The sequence below is a fragment of the Vibrio glycogenivorans genome, from assembly GCF_051660965.1.
In the GTDB taxonomy this organism is placed as follows: Bacteria; Pseudomonadota; Gammaproteobacteria; order Enterobacterales; family Vibrionaceae; genus Vibrio.
Genome location: NZ_JBPVIS010000009.1, coordinates 66,767 through 90,056, shown reverse-complemented (window position 1 = coordinate 90,056; position 23,290 = coordinate 66,767). Strand labels below are relative to the sequence as shown.

General features: G+C 49.9%; 18 protein-coding genes and 4 tRNA genes. 8 read left to right on the top strand and 14 right to left on the bottom strand.

Features of this window, described 5'->3' with window-relative positions; genetic code table 11:
* Positions 1-155: 155 nt before the first annotated feature.
* The 3 genes from ACSTTG_RS17350 to queF all read right to left on the bottom strand — a co-directional run bounded on the left by ACSTTG_RS17350 (position 156) and on the right by queF (position 4,954).
* Positions 156-1,721, bottom strand: a complete 1,566-nt coding sequence (locus ACSTTG_RS17350; RefSeq protein ID WP_438475688.1) for a sensor domain-containing diguanylate cyclase — start codon at positions 1,719-1,721, stop codon at positions 156-158.
* Between the two features lie 107 nt (positions 1,722-1,828).
* A complete protein-coding gene (locus ACSTTG_RS17345; protein WP_438460338.1) occupies positions 1,829-4,090 on the bottom strand; it encodes a tetratricopeptide repeat protein in 2,262 nt (753 codons plus the stop codon).
* An 18-nt stretch (positions 4,091-4,108) separates the two neighbouring features.
* On the bottom strand, positions 4,109-4,954 hold the full coding sequence (queF, locus tag ACSTTG_RS17340; RefSeq protein WP_438460339.1) for an NADPH-dependent 7-cyano-7-deazaguanine reductase QueF: 846 nt from the start codon (positions 4,952-4,954) through the stop codon (positions 4,109-4,111).
* 126 nt (positions 4,955-5,080) lie between these two features.
* Here queF and syd point away from each other — a divergent pair, with 126 nt between their 5' ends.
* Positions 5,081-5,626: a SecY-interacting protein gene (syd, locus tag ACSTTG_RS17335; RefSeq protein WP_438460340.1), complete on the top strand. Its 546-nt coding sequence runs from the start codon at positions 5,081-5,083 to the stop codon at positions 5,624-5,626.
* A gap of 3 nt (positions 5,627-5,629) precedes the next feature.
* Complete coding sequence (locus ACSTTG_RS17330) at positions 5,630-6,406, top strand: Zn-ribbon-containing protein (RefSeq protein ID WP_438460341.1); 777 nt, start codon at positions 5,630-5,632, stop codon at positions 6,404-6,406.
* Between the two features lie 175 nt (positions 6,407-6,581).
* Here ACSTTG_RS17330 and metQ read toward each other — a convergent pair whose 3' ends face one another.
* From metQ to metN, 3 genes are read right to left on the bottom strand one after another with little or no spacing between them, the layout of a single operon-like run.
* Positions 6,582-7,385: a methionine ABC transporter substrate-binding lipoprotein MetQ gene (metQ, locus tag ACSTTG_RS17325; RefSeq protein WP_438460342.1), complete on the bottom strand. Its 804-nt coding sequence runs from the start codon at positions 7,383-7,385 to the stop codon at positions 6,582-6,584.
* 29 nt (positions 7,386-7,414) lie between these two features.
* Positions 7,415-8,092, bottom strand: coding sequence for a methionine ABC transporter permease (locus tag ACSTTG_RS17320; RefSeq protein ID WP_438475687.1), 678 nt, complete (start codon positions 8,090-8,092; stop codon positions 7,415-7,417).
* The gene (metN, locus tag ACSTTG_RS17315; protein ID WP_438475686.1) at positions 8,082-9,116 is read right to left on the bottom strand and encodes a methionine ABC transporter ATP-binding protein MetN; all 1,035 of its coding nucleotides are present in this window, start codon (positions 9,114-9,116) and stop codon (positions 8,082-8,084) included. The genes ACSTTG_RS17320 and metN overlap by 11 nt, the downstream gene beginning before the upstream one ends.
* Before the next feature lie 220 nt (positions 9,117-9,336).
* On the opposite strand from metN, the gene gmhB reads away from it, so the two are divergent.
* Entirely contained in the window at positions 9,337-9,888 is a 552-nt protein-coding gene (gmhB, locus tag ACSTTG_RS17310) for a D-glycero-beta-D-manno-heptose 1,7-bisphosphate 7-phosphatase (RefSeq protein ID WP_438460345.1), read from the top strand.
* Between the two features lie 167 nt (positions 9,889-10,055).
* Here gmhB and ACSTTG_RS17305 read toward each other — a convergent pair.
* The 4 genes from ACSTTG_RS17305 to ACSTTG_RS17290 form a co-directional block, all read right to left on the bottom strand.
* A tRNA-Tyr gene (locus ACSTTG_RS17305) sits at positions 10,056-10,140 on the bottom strand.
* Between the two features lie 94 nt (positions 10,141-10,234).
* Positions 10,235-10,319, bottom strand: a tRNA-Tyr gene (locus ACSTTG_RS17300).
* A gap of 95 nt (positions 10,320-10,414) precedes the next feature.
* Positions 10,415-10,499 (bottom strand) — tRNA-Tyr (locus tag ACSTTG_RS17295).
* A gap of 94 nt (positions 10,500-10,593) precedes the next feature.
* A tRNA-Tyr gene (locus ACSTTG_RS17290) sits at positions 10,594-10,678 on the bottom strand.
* Positions 10,679-11,295: 617 nt separating this feature from the next.
* Between ACSTTG_RS17290 and ACSTTG_RS17285 the strand changes: the two genes are divergently transcribed.
* The 3 genes from ACSTTG_RS17285 to ACSTTG_RS17275 all read left to right on the top strand — a co-directional run bounded on the left by ACSTTG_RS17285 (position 11,296) and on the right by ACSTTG_RS17275 (position 17,766).
* Positions 11,296-12,363: an efflux RND transporter periplasmic adaptor subunit gene (locus tag ACSTTG_RS17285; protein WP_438460346.1), complete on the top strand. Its 1,068-nt coding sequence runs from the start codon at positions 11,296-11,298 to the stop codon at positions 12,361-12,363.
* Positions 12,364-12,365: 2 nt separating this feature from the next.
* On the top strand, positions 12,366-15,476 hold the full coding sequence (gene vexH, locus ACSTTG_RS17280) for a vibriobactin export RND transporter permease subunit VexH (protein ID WP_438475685.1): 3,111 nt from the start codon (positions 12,366-12,368) through the stop codon (positions 15,474-15,476).
* Positions 15,477-15,729: 253 nt separating this feature from the next.
* Positions 15,730-17,766 carry a methyl-accepting chemotaxis protein gene (locus tag ACSTTG_RS17275; protein WP_438475684.1) on the top strand — a complete coding sequence of 679 codons (2,037 nt, stop codon included), beginning with the start codon at positions 15,730-15,732 and terminating at the stop codon, positions 17,764-17,766.
* 59 nt (positions 17,767-17,825) lie between these two features.
* On the opposite strand, the gene ACSTTG_RS17270 is transcribed toward ACSTTG_RS17275, so the two are convergent.
* Both ACSTTG_RS17270 and ACSTTG_RS17265 read right to left on the bottom strand, forming a co-directional pair.
* Complete coding sequence (locus ACSTTG_RS17270) at positions 17,826-18,140, bottom strand: ArsR/SmtB family transcription factor (RefSeq protein ID WP_438475683.1); 315 nt, start codon at positions 18,138-18,140, stop codon at positions 17,826-17,828.
* Positions 18,141-18,317: 177 nt separating this feature from the next.
* Entirely contained in the window at positions 18,318-18,917 is a 600-nt protein-coding gene (locus ACSTTG_RS17265) for a YitT family protein (RefSeq protein WP_438475682.1), read from the bottom strand.
* 435 nt (positions 18,918-19,352) lie between these two features.
* Between ACSTTG_RS17265 and glyA the strand changes: the two genes are divergently transcribed.
* Positions 19,353-20,603, top strand: a complete 1,251-nt coding sequence (glyA, locus tag ACSTTG_RS17260) for a serine hydroxymethyltransferase (protein WP_438460351.1) — start codon at positions 19,353-19,355, stop codon at positions 20,601-20,603.
* A gap of 50 nt (positions 20,604-20,653) precedes the next feature.
* Here glyA and ACSTTG_RS17255 read toward each other — a convergent pair whose 3' ends face one another.
* Both ACSTTG_RS17255 and ACSTTG_RS17250 read right to left on the bottom strand, forming a co-directional pair.
* The gene (locus tag ACSTTG_RS17255) at positions 20,654-20,986 is read right to left on the bottom strand and encodes a hypothetical protein (RefSeq protein ID WP_438460352.1); all 333 of its coding nucleotides are present in this window, start codon (positions 20,984-20,986) and stop codon (positions 20,654-20,656) included.
* 94 nt (positions 20,987-21,080) lie between these two features.
* On the bottom strand, positions 21,081-21,956 hold the full coding sequence (locus ACSTTG_RS17250) for a LysR family transcriptional regulator (RefSeq protein WP_438460353.1): 876 nt from the start codon (positions 21,954-21,956) through the stop codon (positions 21,081-21,083).
* A gap of 110 nt (positions 21,957-22,066) precedes the next feature.
* On the opposite strand from ACSTTG_RS17250, the gene ACSTTG_RS17245 reads away from it, so the two are divergent.
* Positions 22,067-23,260, top strand: a complete 1,194-nt coding sequence (locus ACSTTG_RS17245) for an MFS transporter (protein ID WP_438460354.1) — start codon at positions 22,067-22,069, stop codon at positions 23,258-23,260.
* Positions 23,261-23,290: the final 30 nt, after the last annotated feature.

Sequence of the window (23,290 nt, the reverse complement as noted above, 5' to 3'; positions counted from 1 at the left end):
TTTGAGGTTACCTAGAATAGGTAGATTTAAGTTATTGTTCTAATGAGGGTAATTACCACCTCTGTCTGTATCCGGGTCACCGCCACTTCACTGACTGAGCGGTGCCGAATAAGTTTTACTTGAAATGTGAGCTTAGCGCACTTTTGCCCTAAGCATTAGCACCAGGTGATCTGCTGCTCGCCGTTCTTTTTCGCTTTATTGAGCGTCAACTGAGTGCGCTCCATCACCAGTGAAGGTGAATCTGGATCTTTAAACTCAGTTCCTGCAACAGACAAACTGATCGATATCTGTTGCTGTTTGAACTTAAACGGCAGCTTAGCGACCGCTGATTGGATGCGCTTGACCAACTCCCGACAGTCATTATCAACGCGATTGGGCAGCAGCAGGGCAAACTCCTCTCCGCCAAAGCGGGCTAGGGTATCAGTATCCTCGAGCTCTGCGCTAATGGTGCGGGCAATGATCTTGAGTGCCTTATCTCCGGCGGTGTAACCAAAGCGCTCATTGATGGTTTTAAACTTGTCGATATCGATCAAAACCAGGTGCAGCGGTGCTTGGTCACGAACCCAGCGGCGGTACTCAAGCTCTAGGCGATCCCAAAACGCACTGCGGTTGTATACCTTAGTGAGGGGGTCTAGCAGCAGGCGTTTGGCTTGATCTTCAAGGCGGCGCTGCTGACCAAGCGTATGTTGATAAAGCGTTTCCAGCTGTCCCTTACTGTAGGTCATTTGCTCGAGTAGGATCTGCTCGCGTTGCTCTGCTAGGGTCAGTCGCTCGGAGAGTGAGCTCAGCTGTGAAACCAAACTCGTCATGTCAGTCTTTAGCTTGGCAAGATTGTCAGCCTGGTCGATATACTGCTGAGATCTATCCGTCAGGCGGTTGATCTCACGCCCCATCTCCTTGCGCTGCTCGAGATAGTTGGTATGGGTGTCGATACTGTGGGTGCTGCGCTTGAGTGAGGAGGCCAGTGCGGCATTGACGCGTTCAAGAAATTTCTCTGAGGTATCACGTTCGCGGTGGGTGCCCTCGATAACTAGCTTAAGCACCTGGAGAGTCAGCTCAAGCAATCCCTCTGCGGTCGTGCCAATCAATAGCTGGGCACGAATGTCGTAGAGTTGCTCACCCGATTGCCCCTCAAAGTCCAGCTCTGTGATCAGGTGCTGAAGTTGAGTCGACAAGGTACTGAGCAGCTCGTTATTTTGTACCTCGGTCGCTTCGCTATCTGCACTGCTCGAACTGCCGGCTAAGGCGCGAATGGCGCGTTGATAAAGATTGAGTATCGATGTTGTTAGCTCAAGCGTGGTGTGATTGGGCTGAGCCATTTGATCGAGCAAGCTGCGCAGGTCACGCTTTAATTTGAGTGGTAAATCTGGGTTGTGCAGCAATACCTCGCTGCAGCGTTGGAAATCTTGGCTACTATGCTGGCGGTGTTTTTGCGTTGAGGTGATGTGCTGTTGAAGTTGACGCTCGACCACCGCAAGTTGTGGCACGAGTTTGCTGATATCTTGACGCTGCTCCATTGCGTGGCGTAAGTCATCGAGTCGCCCACGCAGTGATTCAGAGTCGGTTGGGCAAGCCTGGATCAAAGAAGAGACGATACGCCGTAGGATCATCAACTCTCGCTCGCTCTTAAAACCTTTTTCACGCTGGGTAAGCAACGACTGCTCCAACTGAAGCTTGAGTTTATGAACCTCAGATTGGGTATTTTTGTCCAAAACGTCCATTTATAAACAACTGTTTGCTCAGGGCCTAGTAGCCTAATTTATTAATTTGTCGATAATAGCATGTCTATGTCATCAGTCACGATCAGATTGAAGCTTTGTGGGCTAAATCATTGGTTGTTGAGTGTTTTTTTGAGGCTATCCTCATTCTGACAAGATGAGTGCACCTTGATTAGGCCTTGGTTGATCGCGGTCAAACAGGCGTTACGCACATTACCACGGCCCATACTGGCTGCTGGCGCATTCTCAATCGCTTTAAAATACACCCATTGACTCGATTGCTCTTGAATACTGATATTGCGCGCCAAGCTGGCGGACATAAGCAAAATATCGAGTAACTCTTTGTCATCCACTGCCGTATAGGCGCGTGGTAAGAAAGGATAGTCCGCAATCCCCATCCGCACGGTTCGGTTAAGGTCTAGATTGGGCTCGAAGTCATCTATCCACGACTGAACCTTATTAAACAGATCCTCAGGAGATTGTTCGGGATGACCCTTGGGCTCGATATAGAGCAGGTTCGCGTCTGAGTAGTGATAGATGCGCGCTGGGTTTTTTACCTTAGTACTCAGGTAGGCGCCAAACGCTTGCTCGAGTTTAAGACCCGCCTCATAGCCATGTTGTAGATATAAGTTGCGCAGCAGTGGGACATCAATCAGCACGAAGTGGAGGCGATCACTGAGAGGCTCATGAATAAGCTCTCCCACGTGCCATTCAGTCAGGCCTTTGTGGCTGGGCGGCAAGCGCTTGTTCAGCATGCGCAGGTTGCCAAGACCCGAACGAGTATGGCGAAACAACTCGCGATTGAGCACACTGAGCTGCTGTTTTTGGCGTTGCAGCACGACGCCGCGGCGTGAGAACCAGATCAGGATCAACATCAAGGTGATCATTAGGCCAATCGTGACTCGGCGGTAAGTGGTCAGGTCCAGTTGGGTGTCCTGCAGCTCTTCTTGTTGACCCTCAAGGTGCAGTGTCTTTTCAACAAACTCTTTTTGCTGGCGAAATGCCTCTTCATTGATGAGGTTAAGTGACTCTTGGAGAATCGCATTTATGCGGTTGTAACGCTTGAGGTGCAGCAAGGCATAGTCGTAGCTCATCAGGCGCTCATAGCCCATGTGCAACAGCATGTGCGCATCAGCTTCCAACTCAAGATTATCATGTTGCTCACCGATATCGAGTGCCTGCTCAGCATAGGTGATCACGGCGCTGTTATCATTTTGGTGGTAGGCCAATCCAGCGTTGAGCAGCAAAGCCCGTCCCTGCATATCCGGTAGGTCGGTATATTTGAGTAGTTCCTGGGCACGATTGAGGTACTGCTCGCTCAGGGAGTAGTTGTATAAGTGCAGATACGCCTCAGAGAGGGCGAGACGAATCTCGATGACGTTCTCAACATTACTGCCGTTACGCTCTTGGTCGAGGACGTTGAAATAGTGGACCAAGGCGAGGTTATAGCGGCCTTGTTGATAGTAGACATCACCCATCATTTTAAGCAGTTTAATTAACTGGGGTGAGGCCTGGTAATTGTCGTAGAAGTCAGCCGCTTGAGAGAGGTGATTGAGCGCCTTATCCAAGACTTTACGCTCATAGAATAGCTCAGCCAAGTGATTGTTAACGATTGCTAGTTGGGCGCTAGAGTTTTCTTCGATGGCTTTCCAGTAGGCCATTAACAGTGAAGACAGTGAGCGGTTGTACAGTCGGTGCTCGAGATAATGCTGGCCAACCGTGGTATGGAACTCGATAAACATACGCGGGTTATTTGAGCGGTCGACAAAGGGTTTGATCGCATCATACAGCGCCTGTGCTTTCTCAAGGTCGTTTTCTGCTGAGGCGAGTTCCGCCTCAAACATGGTGAGGCGGTAGTTGATGCCCTTGGCAAACTGCTCTGAGTTACGGATAACCTGATAGTCTTCGCGTAGCTTGTCTAAAGAGGCGGATGCTTTGAGCGCATCACCATCCTTAAGCCAAATTAAGTGGGTCAGCAACACGCGGGTGTCGATGTTAAGCAGAGGAAGATTGTGGGCTTCGGTTAGCGCGATTGCCTCTTCGAGCCTTAGATTAGCGTCGGTATAATTGGCGAGATTAAACTCGGCTTTGGCGAGGATCTTTAGTGCCTCGACCGAGGTGGTCGGAGAGCGAGTATCAGCATTACCATCGCGATTGGTCATATTGGTGTTGGTTTCGACCTTGAGGCGACGATTAGCCAGATAGTTGGAGGTGATCTCTTTCGACTGTTGCGGAATGATATCCACCAACCCCTCAGCCTCTCGCAGTAAAGGGGTAGAGTAGATCTCTGCGGCGACAGGGTACGCCGTGATGGCGAGCAAAAGCGCCATCAGGCCCAACAGTGAGCGAATAGAATGCCCGATACCGACCATGGTTTATTATCCTAAAGACTACTGGCGCGCCATACGCGCGTTGTTGTTTGGTTGCAGGTGTACGTTCGAGCGATATGGGTTGATGTCTAGGCCACCACGACGAGTGTAGCGCGCGTAAACCGTCAACTTACTCGGAGCGCAGTAGCGCATGATGTCAGTAAAGATGCGCTCGACACATTGCTCATGGAACTCATTATGCTCACGAAACGAGACGATGTAACGCAGTAGTGCTTCACGGTCAATTTTCTTGCCCGTGTACTGGATTTCAACGCTGCCCCAGTCTGGTTGATTGGTGATCAGGCAGTTAGACTTGAGCAGGTGGCTGTGTAGATTTTCACTCACCTCGGCCTCACCAGTTGCGCCCTCGAGCAGAGTAGGGTCGAAATCGTAGCTTGAGATACGAATCGGTTGCTCGTCGATACACTCGCCGGCCATCGTGACGATAGGTTGGTTAGTAAACGCCGTCACTGGTAACACCTCGACTTGAACGGTTTCCCCTGCACAGGCAGATAAGTCTTGGCGTAGTTGGTCTACAACCGCATCCCAAGAGGAAAAGCGGGTTTGGTTGTAACTGTTGAGATACAGCTTAAATGACTTTGACTCAATCAGGTTAGGGCTGGTGGCAGGGATAGCCACATTGCCAACGGCGACTTGTGGCAAGCCATTTTCGTTAAGCCAGGAAAGTTCGTAAAGTGTCCAAATATCACAGCCTTGGAAAGGGAGTGTCTCACCAAGTTCCAGATCATCGCGGTTAAGGCTGCGCGGAACTGGCTGTAATAGGCTAGGGTCATACTGGTTAGCGTATTCGGTCTTCTGTCCAAGGGTGAGACCGGCCAATTCTTTCGCGTCGGAATATTTACTCATACTTTACGTCAAATTCAATTAGAATAGCTGGATTTTACGAGATACCACCGTCGCTGTCATCCTATGATCGAGATTGGGTATCGAATGTAACACTATTATCCCACAGCACAATGATTCGGAGTCGCAATGGCACAGACGGTTTTGCAGGCTTTACAAGCCCTCAATCAGCGCTATCAACAAGCGTATCAACACAAGTACAACTCACTGCCCGTCAATGAGGAGTTGATGGACCTGGTCTCGCCGTGTGTGGTAGACAAACGCAGCGACGGTGTAGTGTGGCAGGCCGTCACTCGTGACCAGCAAGCGGACTTTAGCAATGTTGAGCACGCCATTGAGCTGACGTTGGACGAGGACATCAAGGCGTTTTATGGCAGCCAGTACAGCGCGGATATGGAGATGACCTTTGAGGGCAACCCATTGACTCTGCTACAAGTTTGGAGTGATGAGGACTTTACCCGCTTGCAGGAAAATATCTTGGGCCATCTGGTGATGCAGCGCCGTTTAAAACTCAAGCCAACCCTGTTTATCGCTGCGACTGATGATGAGATGAAGATCATCTCGATTTGTAATCTCAGTGGTGAGGTGATCCTTGAGCGTATCGGCACCGATAAGCGCACCACCCTGGCCGCAAACGTGGTTGACTTTCTATCCCAACTAGAGCCAAAGGTGTAAGCTGTGTACGTCGTTGAATTACAGTTTGAGTGTTTTGATAATACTACTATCAGCGCGGTGGATAAGGCGATCAACGGGCTGATGGATGCGTTTCGCTACAATGGCCAGGTGCTGGGGCGAGAGTTTCCCGTCACCATGGGGGACGGCGAGTTCTATGTGCGCGTGGTGTGCCCTGAGCAAGAGAGTTTGCACCCAAGTAACCACTCAGACTTTGTTAAAGTGTGTCTGCAGCGCCTCTCGGATGCCTGCTTGCTGACGCCAAAAATGCGTTTGCTTGGACGTGATTTAAACTCAGAACAAAGTGCCGAGGACACCACGCCAAGCTGGCAGGTGCTTTACACCACTTATGTTCATACCTGCTCGCCCCTGCGCAGCGGTGAAGATCTGATGCCGATTCCCCTTTATCGCAATCCGCCGACACTCAATGGTGACCATAAAGCGGTGATCAAGTGGCAGACAGAGTGGCAAGCGTGTGACGAGATCCAAATGGCCGGTGGCTGCCGCGCTGAACACGCTGCTCTGCATGAGATCTGTGACGCCGACAGTGTGCTGTTTCGCCGCGGCTGGGACTTACGCGGCCGCATCGAATACATCACCAAGGTACCCACCTACTACTACCAATACCGCGTCGGCGGAAAATCACTGGCCGAAGAAAAAGCCCGCAAGTGTCCAAAATGCGGCGGCGATTGGCTACTCGACGAGCCAATACACGACATCTTCCACTTCAAGTGCGACGACTGCCGGATTGTGTCGAATCTTTCTTGGGACCACTTTAAATAGCTTAACAGCAGGAGCGGGGCGCGAGGACACTTCGTTTCGAGGTGCGAGGAGACATCACTCGCTGTCGCTTTTCCTCGCTCCTGTAGGGCGCGAGCCCGTCCCCGAACCCCGCCCCTAAAAACGAAAAAGCCAATGGCATCAACCATTGGCTCAACATCTAAATCAGTAAAAGGGTTTACCAACCTTTAACCGCTCCACCTTGGAAGATTTCCGATGCCGCTTGGTACACTTCTTCAGTCTGGTAAGCCTTAACGAAGTTCTGTACGTTCTCTGCGTCTACGTTGTCTTCACGAGCAACGATTAGGTTGACGTATGGTGACTCCTTGCCTTCAACGAATACGCCGTCACGCTCAGGGGTTAGGTCGATTGAGCTTGCGTAAGTGGTGTTGATGATTGATAGGGTCACGTCGTCGAGCGAGCGTGGTAGCTGGGCTGCGTCTAGTTCAACGATAGTTAGGTTTTTCGGGTTAGCCTTGATGTCACGCACGGTTGCCAGAAGACCAACGCCTTCAGTCAGTTCAAGCAGGCCTTGTTGCTCAAGCAGTAGCAGAGAGCGACCTAGGTTAGTTGGGTCATTAGGTACCGCGATACGCGCGCCATCGGCAATCTCTTCAACCGATTCAACTTGCTTTGAGTAGCCTGCAATTGGATAAACGAACGAGTTACCGGCAACCGTCAGCTTGTAGCCGCGGTCAGCCACTTGCTGGTCTAGGTATGGCTTGTGCTGGAATGCGTTCAGATCAATTGAACCATCATCTAGCGCTGCGTTTGGTGTTACGTAGTCAGTAAAGGTAACCAGTTGTACGTCTAGGTCGTAGTTTTCTTTTGCAATCTTTGCTGCAACTTCAGCTACTTGCGCTTCTGCGCCAGCCATAACACCTACTTTGATTGTGTTGCTGTCGGCTTCTTTGTTACCACAGCCTGATAGTACTAGCGCAGATGCTGCGATGGTTAGAAGGCCTTTTAGATTAAGTTTCATGACTCTCTCCTTGTAAGTGTTGTTAGAATTTAGCGGTGATCAACGCGACGAACAATCGCATCACCAATAGATTGAATAATTTGCACCAGCACGATCAGCATGACCACGGTCACGGCCATAATCACCACGTCATAACGGTGGAAGCCGTAACGAATCGCGACATCGCCCAAGCCACCACCACCCACGGTCCCGGCCATAGCAGAGTAGCTCACTAGGGTAACCAGTGTGATGGTCACTGAGTTGACGATGGTTGGCAGTGCTTCTGGTAGCAATACCTTAGTAATAATTTGCGTCGGTGTGGCGCCCATCGATTGGGCCGCTTCAACCAGACCGCTCGGCACCTCAAGCAACGCACCCTCAATCAGGCGTGCGACGAATGGGATGGCACCAATGGTCAGTGGGACAATCGCTGCTGTGGTACCAATAAAGGTGCCAACCAACAGCTTTGTTACAGGAATAATAGCCACCATCAGCACCAAAAATGGCACTGAGCGGCCGATGTTAACGATCGCGCCAAGGGTTGCATTAAGTTTGGTGTTCTCAAGTAGGCCACCTTTTTTGGTGGTGTGAAGTATAACCCCCAGTGGAATACCGATAGCAAAGCCAACGATGCCCGCAACACCGACCATGTAGATGGTTTCCCAAGTAGCGCCAAGTAGGAGGTCGCCATTGAGGCTCAGCCAGTCAGTAATACTCTTAAAGGACATAACCTAACACCTCAACTTTTACTTTGTGTTCTCTTAGATAATCAATGGCTGCATTGTCATCAGCCTCGTTGCCAAATAGCTCGGCAACCATCATGCCGAACTTCACGCCGCCTGCGTAGTCAAGGTCAGAGCTCAGAATGCTGACATCGATATTAAATTTACGCGCAATCTGGCTCATGACAGGCGCGTCCACGGTTTCTCCGGTGAACTCTAGACGCACTAGTGGGTAGCTGCCATTAACACGTGTCGCTTGCAGGCGCTGCTGGTAGTCTTCAGGGATCGATAGGTCGAGCGTTGAGCGAATAAACTCGTGCGCCAACTCCGTCTTCGGGTGGGCAAAAATGTCACCGACGCTGCCTTTTTCAACCAGCTCGCCGCCACCGATGATCGCGACCTCGTGACAGATGCTCTTGACTACATCCATCTCGTGCGTGATCAAAAGCATAGTGATGTTCAGCTTGCGGTTGATCTCTTTAAGTAGCTCAAGAATTGATTGGGTGGTTGCAGGGTCAAGCGCACTGGTGGCTTCATCACACAACAGCACCTTAGGGTCACTGGCAAGTGCACGCGCAATCGCGACACGCTGCTTTTGACCACCACTGAGGTTGGCTGGATAAGACTCATGCTTATCGGCCAAACCCACCAAGGCCAATAACTCAGTGACTTTTTGCTTGATCTGCTCGCTACTCTTGCCTGCCAACTCTAGTGGCAGGGCAACGTTGTCGAATACGGTGCGTGATGACAGCAGGTTAAAGTGCTGGAAGATCATGCCAATATTGCGACGGGTTTCACTTAGTTGCTTCTTAGATAGGGTTGTGAGGTCAACGCCATCGACAATGATAGAGCCGCTGGTTGGCGCCTCAAGCATGTTGACGCAACGAATCAAGGTACTTTTCCCTGCACCCGATGAGCCAATCACCCCAAAGATGGTTCCTTGAGGAATATGAAGATTGATGTCTTTGAGGGCATTGATTTGCTTCGCCCCTTGGTAGAACACCTTATTTACTTGATTAATTTCTATCATCGATAAACCTGTAAACTTGCTCAGGCAACAGTGAAAAATACTGTTCAGTAGCACATTGAATAGCTGATGCTATGGGTTTCATCGTTTTAAGTCAATAGATATTTTTACGTCTAGACGTCTAAATGGTTAACCGTCCATGTTTTAAACGAAAATGCGGGTGCTCTCTTTTTCAAAGCGTGCGATAATTGAGGTAATTAACCCATATATAGAGAGCCCTGTTTTGGCAAAACCTGCTGTATTTCTCGATCGCGATGGCGTGATCAACGTAGACCACGGATATGTGCACGATGAGCACGAATTTGAGTATATCGATGGGGTTTTTGAGGCCGCTAAACAACTCAAGCAAATGGGCTATATGTTGGTATTGGTCACCAACCAGTCGGGGATCGCGCGCGGCAAGTTCTCAGAGGATCGCTTCCTTTCACTGACTCAGTGGATGGACTGGAACTTTGTTGATAACGGGGTGGAGTTCGATGGCATCTATTATTGCCCTCACCATCCAGAACACGGTCAAGGCGACTACCTACAAGACTGTGAGTGCCGCAAGCCAAAACCTGGGATGTTCAATTCAGCAAAAGACTTCCTCAAGATCGATATGGCCAACTCAGTAATGGTCGGTGACAAAGCCGAAGATATGATGGCAGCTAGCGCAGCAGGTGTAGGCACTAAGATCTTAGTTCGCACAGGCAAGCCAATCACCCAGCAGGGCGAAGCGCTTGCGGACAGCGTACTGGATAGCATCGCGGATGTGCCAGCGTATTTGAAAAAATAGCTTAGAAAGGCGAGAAGCGAGAAAATTTTCCAACCTTGATCACTGCTGTCAAGTGTCACTGCACCTCGAGCGCAGCGTACTCGCAGGGCAAAGCCCGATCTCGCCTCTCGCCTCTGTTTTTCAGAAACAAAAAAAGCCAACTCCGAAGAGTTGGCTTTTTTTAAATATGGTGGGGGGGGACGGATTCGAACCATCGAAGGCAGTGCCGGCAGATTTACAGTCTGCTCCCTTTGGCCACTCGGGAACCCCCCCAGGGGTTTTATGCTCTCACAAGCAAAACTCAGAATGTTTTCCCAACACGTTTTCCAAGTTGTTCTCACGCTTTTCAACAGCGAAGAGAAATATATGGTGGGGGGGGACGGATTCGAACCATCGAAGGCAGTGCCGGCAGATTTACAGTCTGCTCCCTTTGGCCACTCGGGAACCCCCCCAGGGGTTTTATGCTCTCACAAGCAAAACTTAGAATGTTTTCCCAACACGTTTTCCAAGTTGTTCTCACAGCTTGTTCACAGCTAAGAGAAGTATATGGTGGGGGGGGACGGATTCGAACCATCGAAGGCAGTGCCGGCAGATTTACAGTCTGCTCCCTTTGGCCACTCGGGAACCCCCCCAGGGGTTTTATGCTTTCACAAGCAAAACTCGGAACGTTTTCCCAACACGATTTCCAAGTTGTTCTCACGCTTTTCAACAGCGAAGAGAAGAATATGGTGGGGGGGGACGGATTCGAACCATCGAAGGCAGTGCCGGCAGATTTACAGTCTGCTCCCTTTGGCCACTCGGGAACCCCCCCAGGGTTTTCTACTTTCTAACAACCTTAGTGGCTGTGAAGTAAACTCAGCAAGTTTTCCCAACGCTTTGCTTGAGTGCGGGGCGCATCATAGCAAACTCTTGCAGGCTGTAAACCCTTTTTTTAGTATTTTGAATTGAACGGTGCCTTTTTATGCAAAGTGGCGCAATTTTTACCGAAAGCATCGTGTTTGCAGCTGGCATTGACGCTTTTCACCTAGAAGATCGTTTCGCTATAGTGCACGTAAATGCTTATAAGTGTCACGCCCTAAACTGCATTTTGGCTAAGAGGGACTCAGCCTCTCTTCAAGGACGTGATTTAAAAGCTTAGTGGAGCAATATAGCCCCTTGTTGGTACAGGCCGTATGTTCATAAGTGGGCCCAATAAGAGCAGTAAATACTCAGTCGATTCGTGTTGAAGTCAAACGTTTAAGTGATTGAGCCGTCTGGGTCAGACTATTTTCTTGATGTAGGTCTTTATCTTGCTCTTGATGCCTGCACTTTGAGGTCGCTTTAGTATATATAAGCCTAACTTATCTTACATTTACATTCCTTGACGTTAAATGTCATCGAAAACGGTTACACTACCGAGCGAAGTTCGATGTCGAAACTGGTAAACCCATGAACAAAACCCTGTTAGTAAGTTTATTTTCTCTTGGTCTTATGCTGTCAGTGCCGAGCGTCCAGGCTCGTGGGCCCGGCGGCTCGCCGGCGATCACGGTCGTGACCGAGTATGTCGATGCCCATGCGGTATCACAATCCCTATCTCTGGTTGGTAAGCTGCAATCAGAGTATTCCGTTGATCTTGCGCCGGAGGTGCAAGGCCGTGTTGACGTAATCCATGTCCGTGCCAACCAGAAGGTGAAGAAAAATCAGCTTCTGCTGACACTAAATGCAGACCGCGCGCAGGCGACACTGGCCGAAGCGCAGGCGTATCTTAAAGATGAGCAGCGTAAACTGGCAGAATTTGAGCGCTTGGTGGCACGCAATGCGATAACCCAAACCGAGATTGATGCGCAGAAAGCCAGCGTGTCGATTGCGCAGGCACGATTGGATGTTGCTCAGGCAGGCCTAAATGACCACTATCTACGCGCTCCGTTTGCTGGCACGATTGGCTTTATTGATTTCAGTCGTGGCCAACTAGTTAATCCTGGTGATAGCCTGCTATCTTTGGATGACCTGTCAATGATGGAGCTTGACCTTCAGGTGCCAGAGCGTTACCTCTCACAGATTGAGCCGGGTCTCAAGGTGAGCGCTACCACTGCTGCGTGGGGCAACACCATTTTTGAGGGTGAAGTCATCGCAATTGATTCACGTATCAACCAAGAAACACTCAACCTGCGGGTAAGAATTCAGTTTGAGAATCGCTCTGGTCAGTTAAAACCAGGTATGTTGGTTTCATCATTTATGGCCTTTCCTCCTATTGAGGCACCAATTATTCCAGTACAGGCGCTCGAGTACTCAGGCACTAAGCGTTACGTTTATGTGATCAACGATGACAACACCGCCTCTCGCCGCGAAGTGTTACTTGGCGCGCGGATTGAGAATGAGGTTGTGATCGAAGAGGGGCTCGAGATCGGTGAGCAGATCGTGGTTCAGGGCATTGTTAATATGCGTGATGGCGTTGCCGTTTCGGTATTAGGTGAGCAAGCCCAGACGCAAAGCAAGCCAGAAAGTGCAGGTAAGTAGTTATGTTGTTGTCTGATGTATCGGTCAAACGCCCAGTCGCCGCAATCGTACTTAGCTTGCTGCTGTGTGTGTTTGGCTTTGTATCGTTTACCAAGCTTGCCGTTCGTGAGATGCCTGATATCGAGAGCCCGGTTGTGTCGATATCAACTCGTTATTCAGGAGCATCGGCGACCATTATCGAGAGTCAGATCACCTCGGTACTTGAGGACCAGCTCTCCGGAATAAGCGGTATTGATGAGATATCGTCTACGACACGCAACGACTTCTCACGCATTATGATCACCTTCGATTTGGGCTATGACCTGAATACTGGTGTCAGTGATGTACGCGATGCGGTGGCGCGAGCTCAGCGATCACTGCCCGACGAGGCGGATGACCCGATTGTTTTCAAGAACAATGGCTCGGGTGAGGCCTCGTTGTATATCAATCTTAGCTCGTCGGAAATGGACCGAACCCAGCTGACTGACTATATCGAGCGTGTGCTTCTCGACCGCTTTAGTTTGATTTCTGGTGTCAGCTCGGTGAACGTCTCTGGTGGTCTATACAAGGTGATGTACGTCAAGCTCAAACCAGAGTTAATGGCAGGGCGGGGGGTCACCACGTCAGACATCACCCAGGCACTGCGTTCAGAAAACCTAGAAAGCCCAGGCGGTGAGGTTCGTAATGACGCCATCACCATGTCGGTGCGTACTGCGCGAGCTTACAATACGCCAGAGGATTTTGACTACCTGGTCGTCAAGCGCGCAAGCGATAACACCCCGATTTACCTGCAAGATGTTGCCGATGTGTTTATCGGAGCGGAAAATGAGAACTCGACGTTTAAGAGTGACGGTGTCGTCAACGTCAGCATGGGTATTGTGCCGCAATCGGATGCTAACCCGTTGGATGTAGCAAAACTAGTGCGCGAGCAGGTGGACAATGTCCAGCAGTTCTTGCCAGCGGGCACCCGCCTTGCGATAGATTACGACTCAACTATCTTTATCGAACGCTCGATCAGTGAGGTGTATAACACCTTGTTTATCACCGGCGGTTTGGTGATATTGGTACTTTACATCTTTATTGGTCAAGCGCGTGCAACCTTGATCCCAGCGGTGACTGTGCCAGTGTCACTGATTTCGTCGTTTATCGCGGCATACTATTTTGGCTTCTCTATCAACCTGATCACCTTGATGGCACTGATCCTATCGATTGGTTTGGTAGTCGATGATGCGATTGTGGTGGTGGAGAATATTTATCACCACATCGAGCGAGGTGAAAAACCACTGCTGGCTGCTTTTAAAGGGGCGCGTGAGGTCGGTTTTGCCGTTGTTGCCACGACACTCGTACTGGTGATGGTATTTCTACCGATCTCCTTTATGGAAGGCATGGTTGGCTTGCTGTTCACCGAGTTCTCGGTATTGCTTTCGATGTCGGTCATTTTCTCGTCACTGATCGCACTGACATTGACCCCAGTGCTTGGCAGTAAGATCCTGCTAGCAAACGTCAAACCTAATCGCTTCAATCGATTCGTTGACCGCGTGTTCAAACGCTTTGAGTCAGGGTACCGTTGGCTGCTTCGCCGTGCACTGCGCTTTAAGTGGGCTGCACCAGTGGTTATTTTAGCGTGTATCGGCGGTAGTTATGGCCTGATGCAGCAAGTGCCTGCTCAGCTAACCCCGTCTGAAGACCGTGGTGTGGTGTTTGCCTTTGTCCGCGGTGCGGACGCAACCAGTTATAACCGCATGTCGGCCAATATGGATTTGGTCGAGTCGCGCCTGATGCCACTGCTTGGCCAAGGCTTTTTACAGTCGTTTAGTATCCAATCACCAGCCTTTGGTGGTAATGCAGGCGACCAGACCGGTTTTGTGATCATGATCCTTGATGATTGGGATCAGCGTGAGATCACCGCTCAGCAGTCATTAGGAGAGATCCGTAAGGCACTAGCAGGCATCCCTGACGTACGCGTGTTCCCGTTTATGCCTGGTTTCCGTGGTGGTTCAAGCGAGCCAGTACAGTTTGTATTAGGTGGCTCGGATTATACGGAACTTAAAGAGTGGGCCGAGCTACTCAAGCAGCAGGCAGAAGATTCTCCACTCATGGAAGGGGCTGAGATTGATTACTCAGAGAAAACGCCTGAGCTGCTGGTGAGTGTTGATCGTCAACGTGCGGCGGAACTTGGGATCAAGGTATCCGATATCTCTAATACGCTTGAGATTATGCTCGGAGGTAAATCAGAGACGACCTACGTTGATCGCGGCGAGGAGTACGATGTCTATCTGCGTGGCGATGAGAACAGCTTTAACAATGCCTCTGACTTGTCACAGATTTATATGCGCTCTGCATCGGGTGAGCTCGTCACGCTGGATGCGGTGACCTTTATCGAAGAGGTGGCCTCATCAACTCGACTATCACACTACAACAAGCAGAAGTCGGTAACGGTTAAGGCTAACCTGTCAGATGGGGCAACCTTGGGAGCGGCTTTGGATTTCTTGGATCAGCGTGCGATTGAGCAGCTTCCAAGCGATATCAGTGTCAGCTACTCGGGCGAGTCGAAAGACTTCAAAGAGAACCAATCGAGTGTGGCGTTTGTTTTTGCATTAGCGCTTTTGGTTGCTTACCTGGTGTTGGCGGCGCAGTTTGAGAGCTTCCTTAACCCGCTCGTGGTGATGTTCACCGTGCCTATGGGCGTATTTGGCGGCTTCTTGGGACTGTTTGTGATGAGCCAAGGGATGAATATCTACAGCCAGATCGGCATGATCATGCTTATCGGTATGGTGACCAAAAACGGTATCTTGATCGTTGAGTTCGCGAACCAACTGCGCGATAAGGGCGTCGAGTTTGAACAGGCGATCATTGATGCGTCGGCGCGACGTCTGCGTCCAATCATGATGACGGCATTCACGACTCTTGCTGGTGCTATCCCATTGATCATTTCAACTGGCGCAGGCTATGAGAGCCGCGTGGCGGTGGGTACGGTCATTTTCTTTGGTATGGGTTTTGCCACTCTAGTGACCTTGTTTGTTATTCCGGCGATGTATCGCTTGATCTCGATTAACACACGCTCACCAGGCCATGTGGAAGCCGAGCTGAACATCGAGCTTGATCATGATGTCAAAGGGCGAAGTATGCACTAACTTCTGGCCCATTGTTCGCTTTAAATGGATCGCGCCACTCCGAGATTTGGAGTGGCGCTTTTTTTTACCTTCGGTAAAGAGGCGAGAGGGGGACTCCTTGAGTCTGAGTTGAGAGTTTAGTTATCGGGAATGTCAATAAAATCAATTGAAAACATGGAGTAGTGTCGCGTATTTAATAAAAGTGTCACTTTTGGGGCCTACCATCCTGACTGGAAAAATTCGGTTAACTGACTGACACCTCAATGGAATTGCTATGGCGGCCTTAAAGAGAAAGAAACCAACCTCTTCTTTATCACTTATTCGTACTCTGAGTGCGATTTTTGCTCTGATAATCGCATTTTTTATCGGTTTGAGTTTGCTCAGTGCCAATGGCTTAAATCAGGTCAAGCAGCAGTTTGATGTGTTGTCGGAACGAGCGATGCCCCTGGCGATGAATAATGCGGCTTTAACCCAAGATGTGCTGGAGCAGCTCAAGCTGCTCAATTACGGCACACAACTGAACTCATCTCTTGAGCTTGAGAATACACGCCAACGTATCAATGTGCTTAGCCAGCGCAGTGACATGCGAGTGCGGAACTTGTTTGAGATTGCCGAATTACAGGAGGGCATCCTCAGTGAGCAGCAACGTAATGAGTTGGCAGATAAAATCACTGCGCTCCAGTCGATAACTCAGGATATCCTTGCCACTCAGTCGCAAGCGATTTTAATGAAGACACAGATTGATAAAGACGTGATAGGTTTTCACTATGGCTTATCATCTATCGGGCCTGAGATGAATCGTATAAGCCTATCTTTAGCCTCAGACAATCCGCTAGTTTCAGATGCTGCCAGCCGGTTTATTGCCAACGCAAGCTCTATGGAAAGCACCTTCCTGACCCTGATGATGCAAGATGAGCTGGAGAGTGCCCAGAATGAGTATCGTGAGATGCGCAACCGAATTGCTGGTATCTCTCTGGCGTATGATGATTTTGCCCAGTGGCGCCCAGAGATTAAAGAGTTCGCCAGCATGACCACTTCATACGATATGATGCAACAGGGCTTTGAGTCAGGTGGCGTACTCAGTAAAATTCTTGATCGTCTTGAGCTAATGGAAGGTCGTGATGAAGAGCTAGCTCAAGCCGCTATCCTTGCTAACCAGACCACCCAGCTCTTGATTGATATCTCTGAGACGGCGGAGCGCTTGATTGACTCTGGTCAGCAGGTCGTCAACTCCACCATTCAGCGCAATATCCTAATCTTGATCGCCTCTTCGCTTGCGCTGGTCGTGATTGTAATGACGTTGTTTTTCATCCTTCGTCGCTGGACTAACCGTTCATTGACAACGATTACCAAGCAGCTCAATAAGTTAACTGAACATGACCTGAGCACCCAAATCGCTGTTGAGGGACCAACGGAGATGCGTGACATTGCAAATAAATTGAATCAAGTTGTCAGTACTACCCAATCCTCGATTGAGATGGTGACGCGCAATTGTGAAAGTCTCTATCAAACAGCCGAGATCAGCCACGGTGCGGCTGAGCAGACGCGTGGGAGCCTGTCAGCGCAGAGCAGCGCGCTTGAGAGTATGGTCACCACAGTCACAGAGCTTGAGGCCTCAATCAGAGAGATTGCCACCATGACCACGGAGTCGTTTAATAACGCCCGTGAGGCCGAAGAGTTTGCCGTGGTGGGTCTTACAGCGATGGACGACAACCGAACTCGTTTGCATCAGCTTGAGCAGACCCTGAGCCGCAATGAACACTCAATGAATCAGCTAGACTCCAAGGTTGGGCAGATCAGCGAGATGGTCGATATGATCAGTGGTATTGCTGATAATACTAACTTGCTGGCGCTTAATGCCGCGATTGAGGCGGCACGCGCTGGTGAGATGGGGCGGGGCTTTGCAGTTGTTGCAGACGAGGTGCGTAAGCTCGCAAGTGACACCACGGCGCAAACGGGCAATATCCGCCTGATGATGTCAGAGCTCATGGAGGCGGCCCACAGCTCTCGCGCTTCTGTGGCTGAATCACGCGAGGAGATGAATTTTGCCCTTGAGTCGAGCCAGCGAGTGAAGAGTTCCTTTGAGGACATTGAAGCCTCGATTAACCAAATTCGCCTGCGGGTTGAGCATGTGTCGGCCGCCACGGAAGAGCAGCAGCGCGCGACGGCTGATGTCAGTCGCTCAATCGTTCATGTCAATGATCAAAGCGACAACTCCACGCTACAACTGGCGTCGCTGGTGGAGAGTGCCGAGCAAGTCGCGGAGATTGCTGGTCATCAGCAAGCTATGCTGCACAAATACGAGCTGTAATCGGCTCTCAATTGGGATGAAGGAAAAAACGAGCAGTCATTGCTCGTTTTTTTTTCTTATCAGTCACTAGTGGACTGTTCACAGTCTTGCCCATCAATACAGCACTCATCGCGCAAAAAACCGATCACCGCATCAAGGCGCTGATACTCCGCTAGGCAATAGAGGGTTCTGCCCTCGCGTCGCTGGGTTAGAAGACCGGCAGAGCTAAGGGTAGAAATATGGTGTGACAGGGTGGAGCCAGGAATAGCGAGTTTTTGCTGCAGCCCACCAACTGAAACACCCTGATGACCTGCGCGCACTACCAGCTTATAGATGCTCAAGCGTGTCGGATGGCCGAGCTCTTTGAGCGCCTTTGCTACGGATTCTAACTCCATTGTCTTGCCTAACTATTAAAATTCGATACTTGTCGAATTATAACCAATATTTCGCCAACACGTCGCCGTTAATTGTCACTAGATATGATGTTGTTAGGTGGAGTTTGCCGATATCTTCATTCACTGACGCTTGACTCAAGCCTCTAGTCGACAGGCTTGAGCTAGCATATAGCGGGTTTATGAGTAGCTTACCGTATAGCGAGTTGGCTTGTGATTCATCGCCAAAACCACGTTAAGCATCACTGCGCCAAGCACTGAAAGCAGGATAACCGAAGGCGCGACAAACCAACTTGAGGCAATCAAAATCGTTGTGTCAATCGCCATTTGAGTTTTACCAACGGAGATACCGAAACGGTCTTGAACGTAGAGACAGAAGACATTGAATCCACCTAGGCTTGAACGGTGACGAAACAGAATAAGCATGCCCAGCCCCATCAGCAGGCCACCTGCGATGGCACAGTAGACTTGATTAATTTGGTCAATGGCGATCACAAGGTGCAAATGGTCAGCGAAAATCGAGACGAGGCCGCCAGAGATCGCGCTATTGATTGCAAAGCGACGGCCAAAACGCTGCCAGGCCATCAGGTAAAAAGGTACGTTACAGCTAAAGTACAGCACACCAAAAGACAGCGGCATCAATTGAGAAAGCAACAGCGCCAAACCGGTTGTGCCTCCGGTGAGCAATTGAGCATTTTGTAGGAAGAAGACTCCTTGGGCGACCAAAAACGTCCCAGTAACCATTGCAATCCAATCTTCTTTGTTTGTGTGCTTTTCCATTGTTGACTCAGCAAACCTGTGTTTTATGAATATTTTGAGCGCGAATGGTAGTGAAATACGCTAGATAAACCTAGCAAACAGAACAAATTGTTGAACCGAGATGTATGGCTGGCTGTACAAAGTGTAAACCTGTATTGTTGACGGCAATCAAATGCGGTTTGCAACCTGCCAAGTGGTGAGAAAGTTACAAATCATCGTCGATTTTATAAGTGCAAATCCGTACTATAGAGCCAGAGCCTAACAGCAGTAACAAGTGACCAAGTTTTGGTCTGAGATTGGACCAGATAAACCGAGCCATATTTGGTGCAGTTTAGCCTTTATGATCCAGATCAAGTTATGTAATATGGGCGCCAACTTGATGACGAAAACGTTTGCGTAAGGTCGTTAAGCAGTTTTTTTGCAACTTTCAGTTTAAATCTGAGTCAGGAGATACAGATGTTAAAGCGTGATATGAATATCGCAGATTACGATGCGGAGCTATTCGCAGCTATCCAGGAAGAAACTCTTCGTCAAGAAGAGCACATCGAGCTAATCGCTTCTGAGAACTACACCAGCCCACGTGTAATGGAAGCACAAGGTTCTCAGCTAACTAACAAATACGCTGAAGGTTACCCAGGCAAGCGCTACTACGGCGGTTGTGAGTACGTGGATAAAGCGGAAGCTCTAGCGATTGATCGTGCCTGTCAGCTATTTGGCTGTGAGTACGCCAACGTTCAGCCACACTCTGGCTCTCAAGCCAACAGCGCAGTGTACATGGCGCTACTGAATCCAGGTGATACTGTACTGGGTATGAGCCTAGCGCACGGTGGCCACCTAACTCACGGCTCACCAGTTAACTTCTCGGGCAAGCACTACAACGTTATCCCTTACGGTATCGACGAAGCGGGTCAAATCAACTACGATGAGATGGAGCAATTGGCGCTAGAGCACAAGCCAAAAATGATCATCGGTGGCTTTTCTGCTTACTCACAGATCGTTGACTGGGCGCGCATGCGTGAGATTGCCGACAAAGTTGACGCTTACCTGTTCGTAGATATGGCGCACGTTGCGGGCCTAATTGCCGCGGGTGAATACCCAACGCCAGTACCACACGCCCACGTTGTCACCACGACCACGCACAAAACGCTAGCCGGTCCTCGTGGTGGTCTGATCCTGTCAAATGCAGGCGAAGACATGTACAAAAAACTTAACTCTGCTGTTTTCCCTGGCGGCCAGGGTGGTCCATTGATGCACGTTATCGCGGGTAAAGCGGTTGCATTTAAAGAAGCGATGGAGCCAGAGTTCAAAGCTTACCAAGCTCGCGTGGTGAAAAATGCCAAGGCAATGGTGGCGCAGTTCCAAGAGCGTGGCTACAAGATTGTCTCTAACGGCACTGAAAACCACCTGTTCTTGGTTGACCTGATCGACAAAGACATCACAGGTAAAGAAGCTGACGCAGCGCTGGGTGCAGCGAACATCACGGTGAACAAGAACTCTGTACCAAACGACCCACGCAGCCCGTTTGTAACTTCTGGTATCCGTATTGGCTCTCCTGCGATTACCCGTCGTGGCTTTACTGAAGCGGATGCGACAGAGCTTGCGAACTGGATGTGTGACGTGCTTGATGACGTTAACAACCAAGACGTGATTGAAACCACCAAAGCAAAAGTGCTTGAGATCTGTAAGCGTCTGCCTGTTTACGCTTAATCAATCAAGGTGCTGAACAAGACAAAAAGGAGCTCTCTGAGCTCCTTTTTCTATTTGGGAATACTCAACAGAGTGCCTGATTTGCAGCGAAAAGAGTAATAGATCCGGCTCTCACTAAACTGCCCCAATCCCTCACCATGGCAATAATCGATATTGATATCACGCATCGTCTCTAAGGTGTCTTCATTGTTGAGGGCAAACTTGGAGCTATCTGAGCAAATAATACGTACCCGGCCGTCATCGCTGACCGAGTAGAGGTCCACCTCGGTGTTGCATAGCTCAAACGAGGCTTCTCGATAGTTATCTTGTTTGGTGTTGGTGGTGCATCCTTGACTCAAAAGTGCAAAGGCGCAGGCCGCGAAGTAGAGCTTATATCCCGTCATCTCAGTCCCTTAGATGTGATTTCCCTATCATCAGCGTAGATAGTGCTGACCTATGACACAAGTTGAATTCAGAGTTAAGGGCTAAGTGTATTGCTTATGAGCGGGTTTGCTGTTTAACAAACTCGACAAAGGTGCGGTGAGCAATCGACAGGTAGCCCTGCTCACGCCAGGCGAGGGCGAGATTGAGTTCAACTTTTTCGTCAAACGGGATCGCGACGATATCCTTCTCACAATCGGTGACCATTTCGAGCAGCGCAGTGATAGCAAACTCATTTTTGACAATGCTTAAAATCATGGTGAGCAGGTTAGTCTCAAAAGAGAACTGCATTGGCCTGTTATATTGGCGCGCTTTGGCCTCGATAAAATCACGGTGAAAATAACCAGACTCAAATAAGACCAATTCGTGCTCAAAGAACTCAGCAAAGGAAATCGAGCTGCGTGTCGCGAGAGGGTGATTCTTTCCCACCGCAGCCACCATATTTGAGGTTAGGAGGTGGTCAGTTTGTAGGTTTTTGGCCTGAGTTGAGTGATTGATCACGCCTATGTCCAGCACGCCATCGTGCAGCATTTGGGCAATAGAGCGGGTTCCGGCATTGACTACAGTGAGCTTGAGCTTGGGGTAGCGCGTCTTGAAGGCCATGAGTATCTCAGGAAAGTAATAAGATCCTAGCATGCTGGGCACCCCAATCCTGACTTCGCCTTTTTCGAGCCCTTTGAGCTCATCCATTGCCAAGTTGGCATCTTGCAGTTTTTGCTCAACCTGTTTGGCATGTTGATAAAGAACCTCACCCTCTAGGGTCAAACTGACTCGCTTGCCCTGGCGAAGGAATAGGCTCAAGCCCAGTTGGTGCTCTAGTTTTTTGATCGACATGCTCAGTGGCGGCTGGGCAATATTGAGTGCCTGTGCGGCATGAGTGAAGTTGCCGTGCTCGGCAACCGCAATAAACTGGCTCAGCTGTTTCGAGTGCATATCGATATCAAAAATATATAGTTGGGATAGATTTAATATATTTAATTTCTGATGCAACGATTGCTATCTTGATCACAAATCAAGCAGTAACGGCAGCCAAAGGAGTGGCCATGATTGAGTACCAATCGCGTCAGTATTACCAGGTGACACTCAGTGTTGCGCTGGGGGCGTTTCTCATTTTTTGTAATTTGTATTTATTTCAACCTATGTTGCCCAAGTTGGCGATGCAGTTTTCTGCGACGGCATTTGAGATCAACTGGGTGTTTGCCATTACCTCGTTAGTCTTGTCGCTGAGCCTGATCCCTTGGGCGGTCTATTCTGAGCGCAATGGGCGCCGTCGAGTGCTGCTGGTTGGGCTGTTTTCCTTGCCGTTAATCGGTGTTGGAATGTGGCTATCCGATTCACTGTGGCAGCTGATCATGATGCGCGGGGCACTAGGGGTATTTCTTGCGGCTTACTTAGCTGTCGGGGTGGCCTATCTGGTCGAAGAGTTGTCTGAGCAGGCTTTTTTACATGCGATCGGCATCTATGTGGCGGCGAACTCAATTGGTGGGATTGCTGGCCGTTTGTTTGGTGGTGCCTTACTTGAGTGGGGGGGCTGGGAGAGAGCGGTGCTGGTGATGGCGCTAATCAGCCTGATAGGCGCTTTTATGGTCTGGTATGGCTTGCCAAAGCAGCGCCATTTTATCGCCCAAACTGGGCTGCTCCGGCATCATAACCGGGCTGTGCTCAATCACTTTAGAAACCCAAGCCTCTGGACAGCAATGCTGATTGGTGGGGTGAACTTTGCCCTGTTTGTCAATCTGTATACCGTTATGGGTTTCCGCTTGGTCGCCGAGCCCCACAGCTTGCCCGTGGGTATTGCCAGTATGATCTTCCTTTGCTATTTGGCTGGCACATTAAGCTCAGGGCTATCAGCCAAATGGCGCAAGGTGGGTAGCACCACCACAGGGATTGCTCTAGGCTCGGCTATCATGTTTTTGGGTGTGCTGGTGGCGTACTTTGAGCAGTTAAGCCTAATGGTCGTGGGGCTTTTGCTGATAAGCTTTGGCGCGTTTTTTACCCATACGCTGGCGTACGCTTGGGTGAGTCAACAAGCCCAAACGGGCAAAGCTACCGCGGTTGCGCTGTATCTGGTTCACTATTATGTGGGGGGCAGTCTGGGTGGTTTTTGGCTGCTGTATTGCTGGCAGCATGGTGCCTGGCTTGGCGTGATCCTCGGCAGTTTGCCACTGCTGATCAGCCTGTTTGTGTTGAGCTATTCACTTGAGCGTAGTCATTCGCGCCTGGTGGCCTCGAACTAGATTTGTCCCTAGAACTAGAAAAGGTTGGCG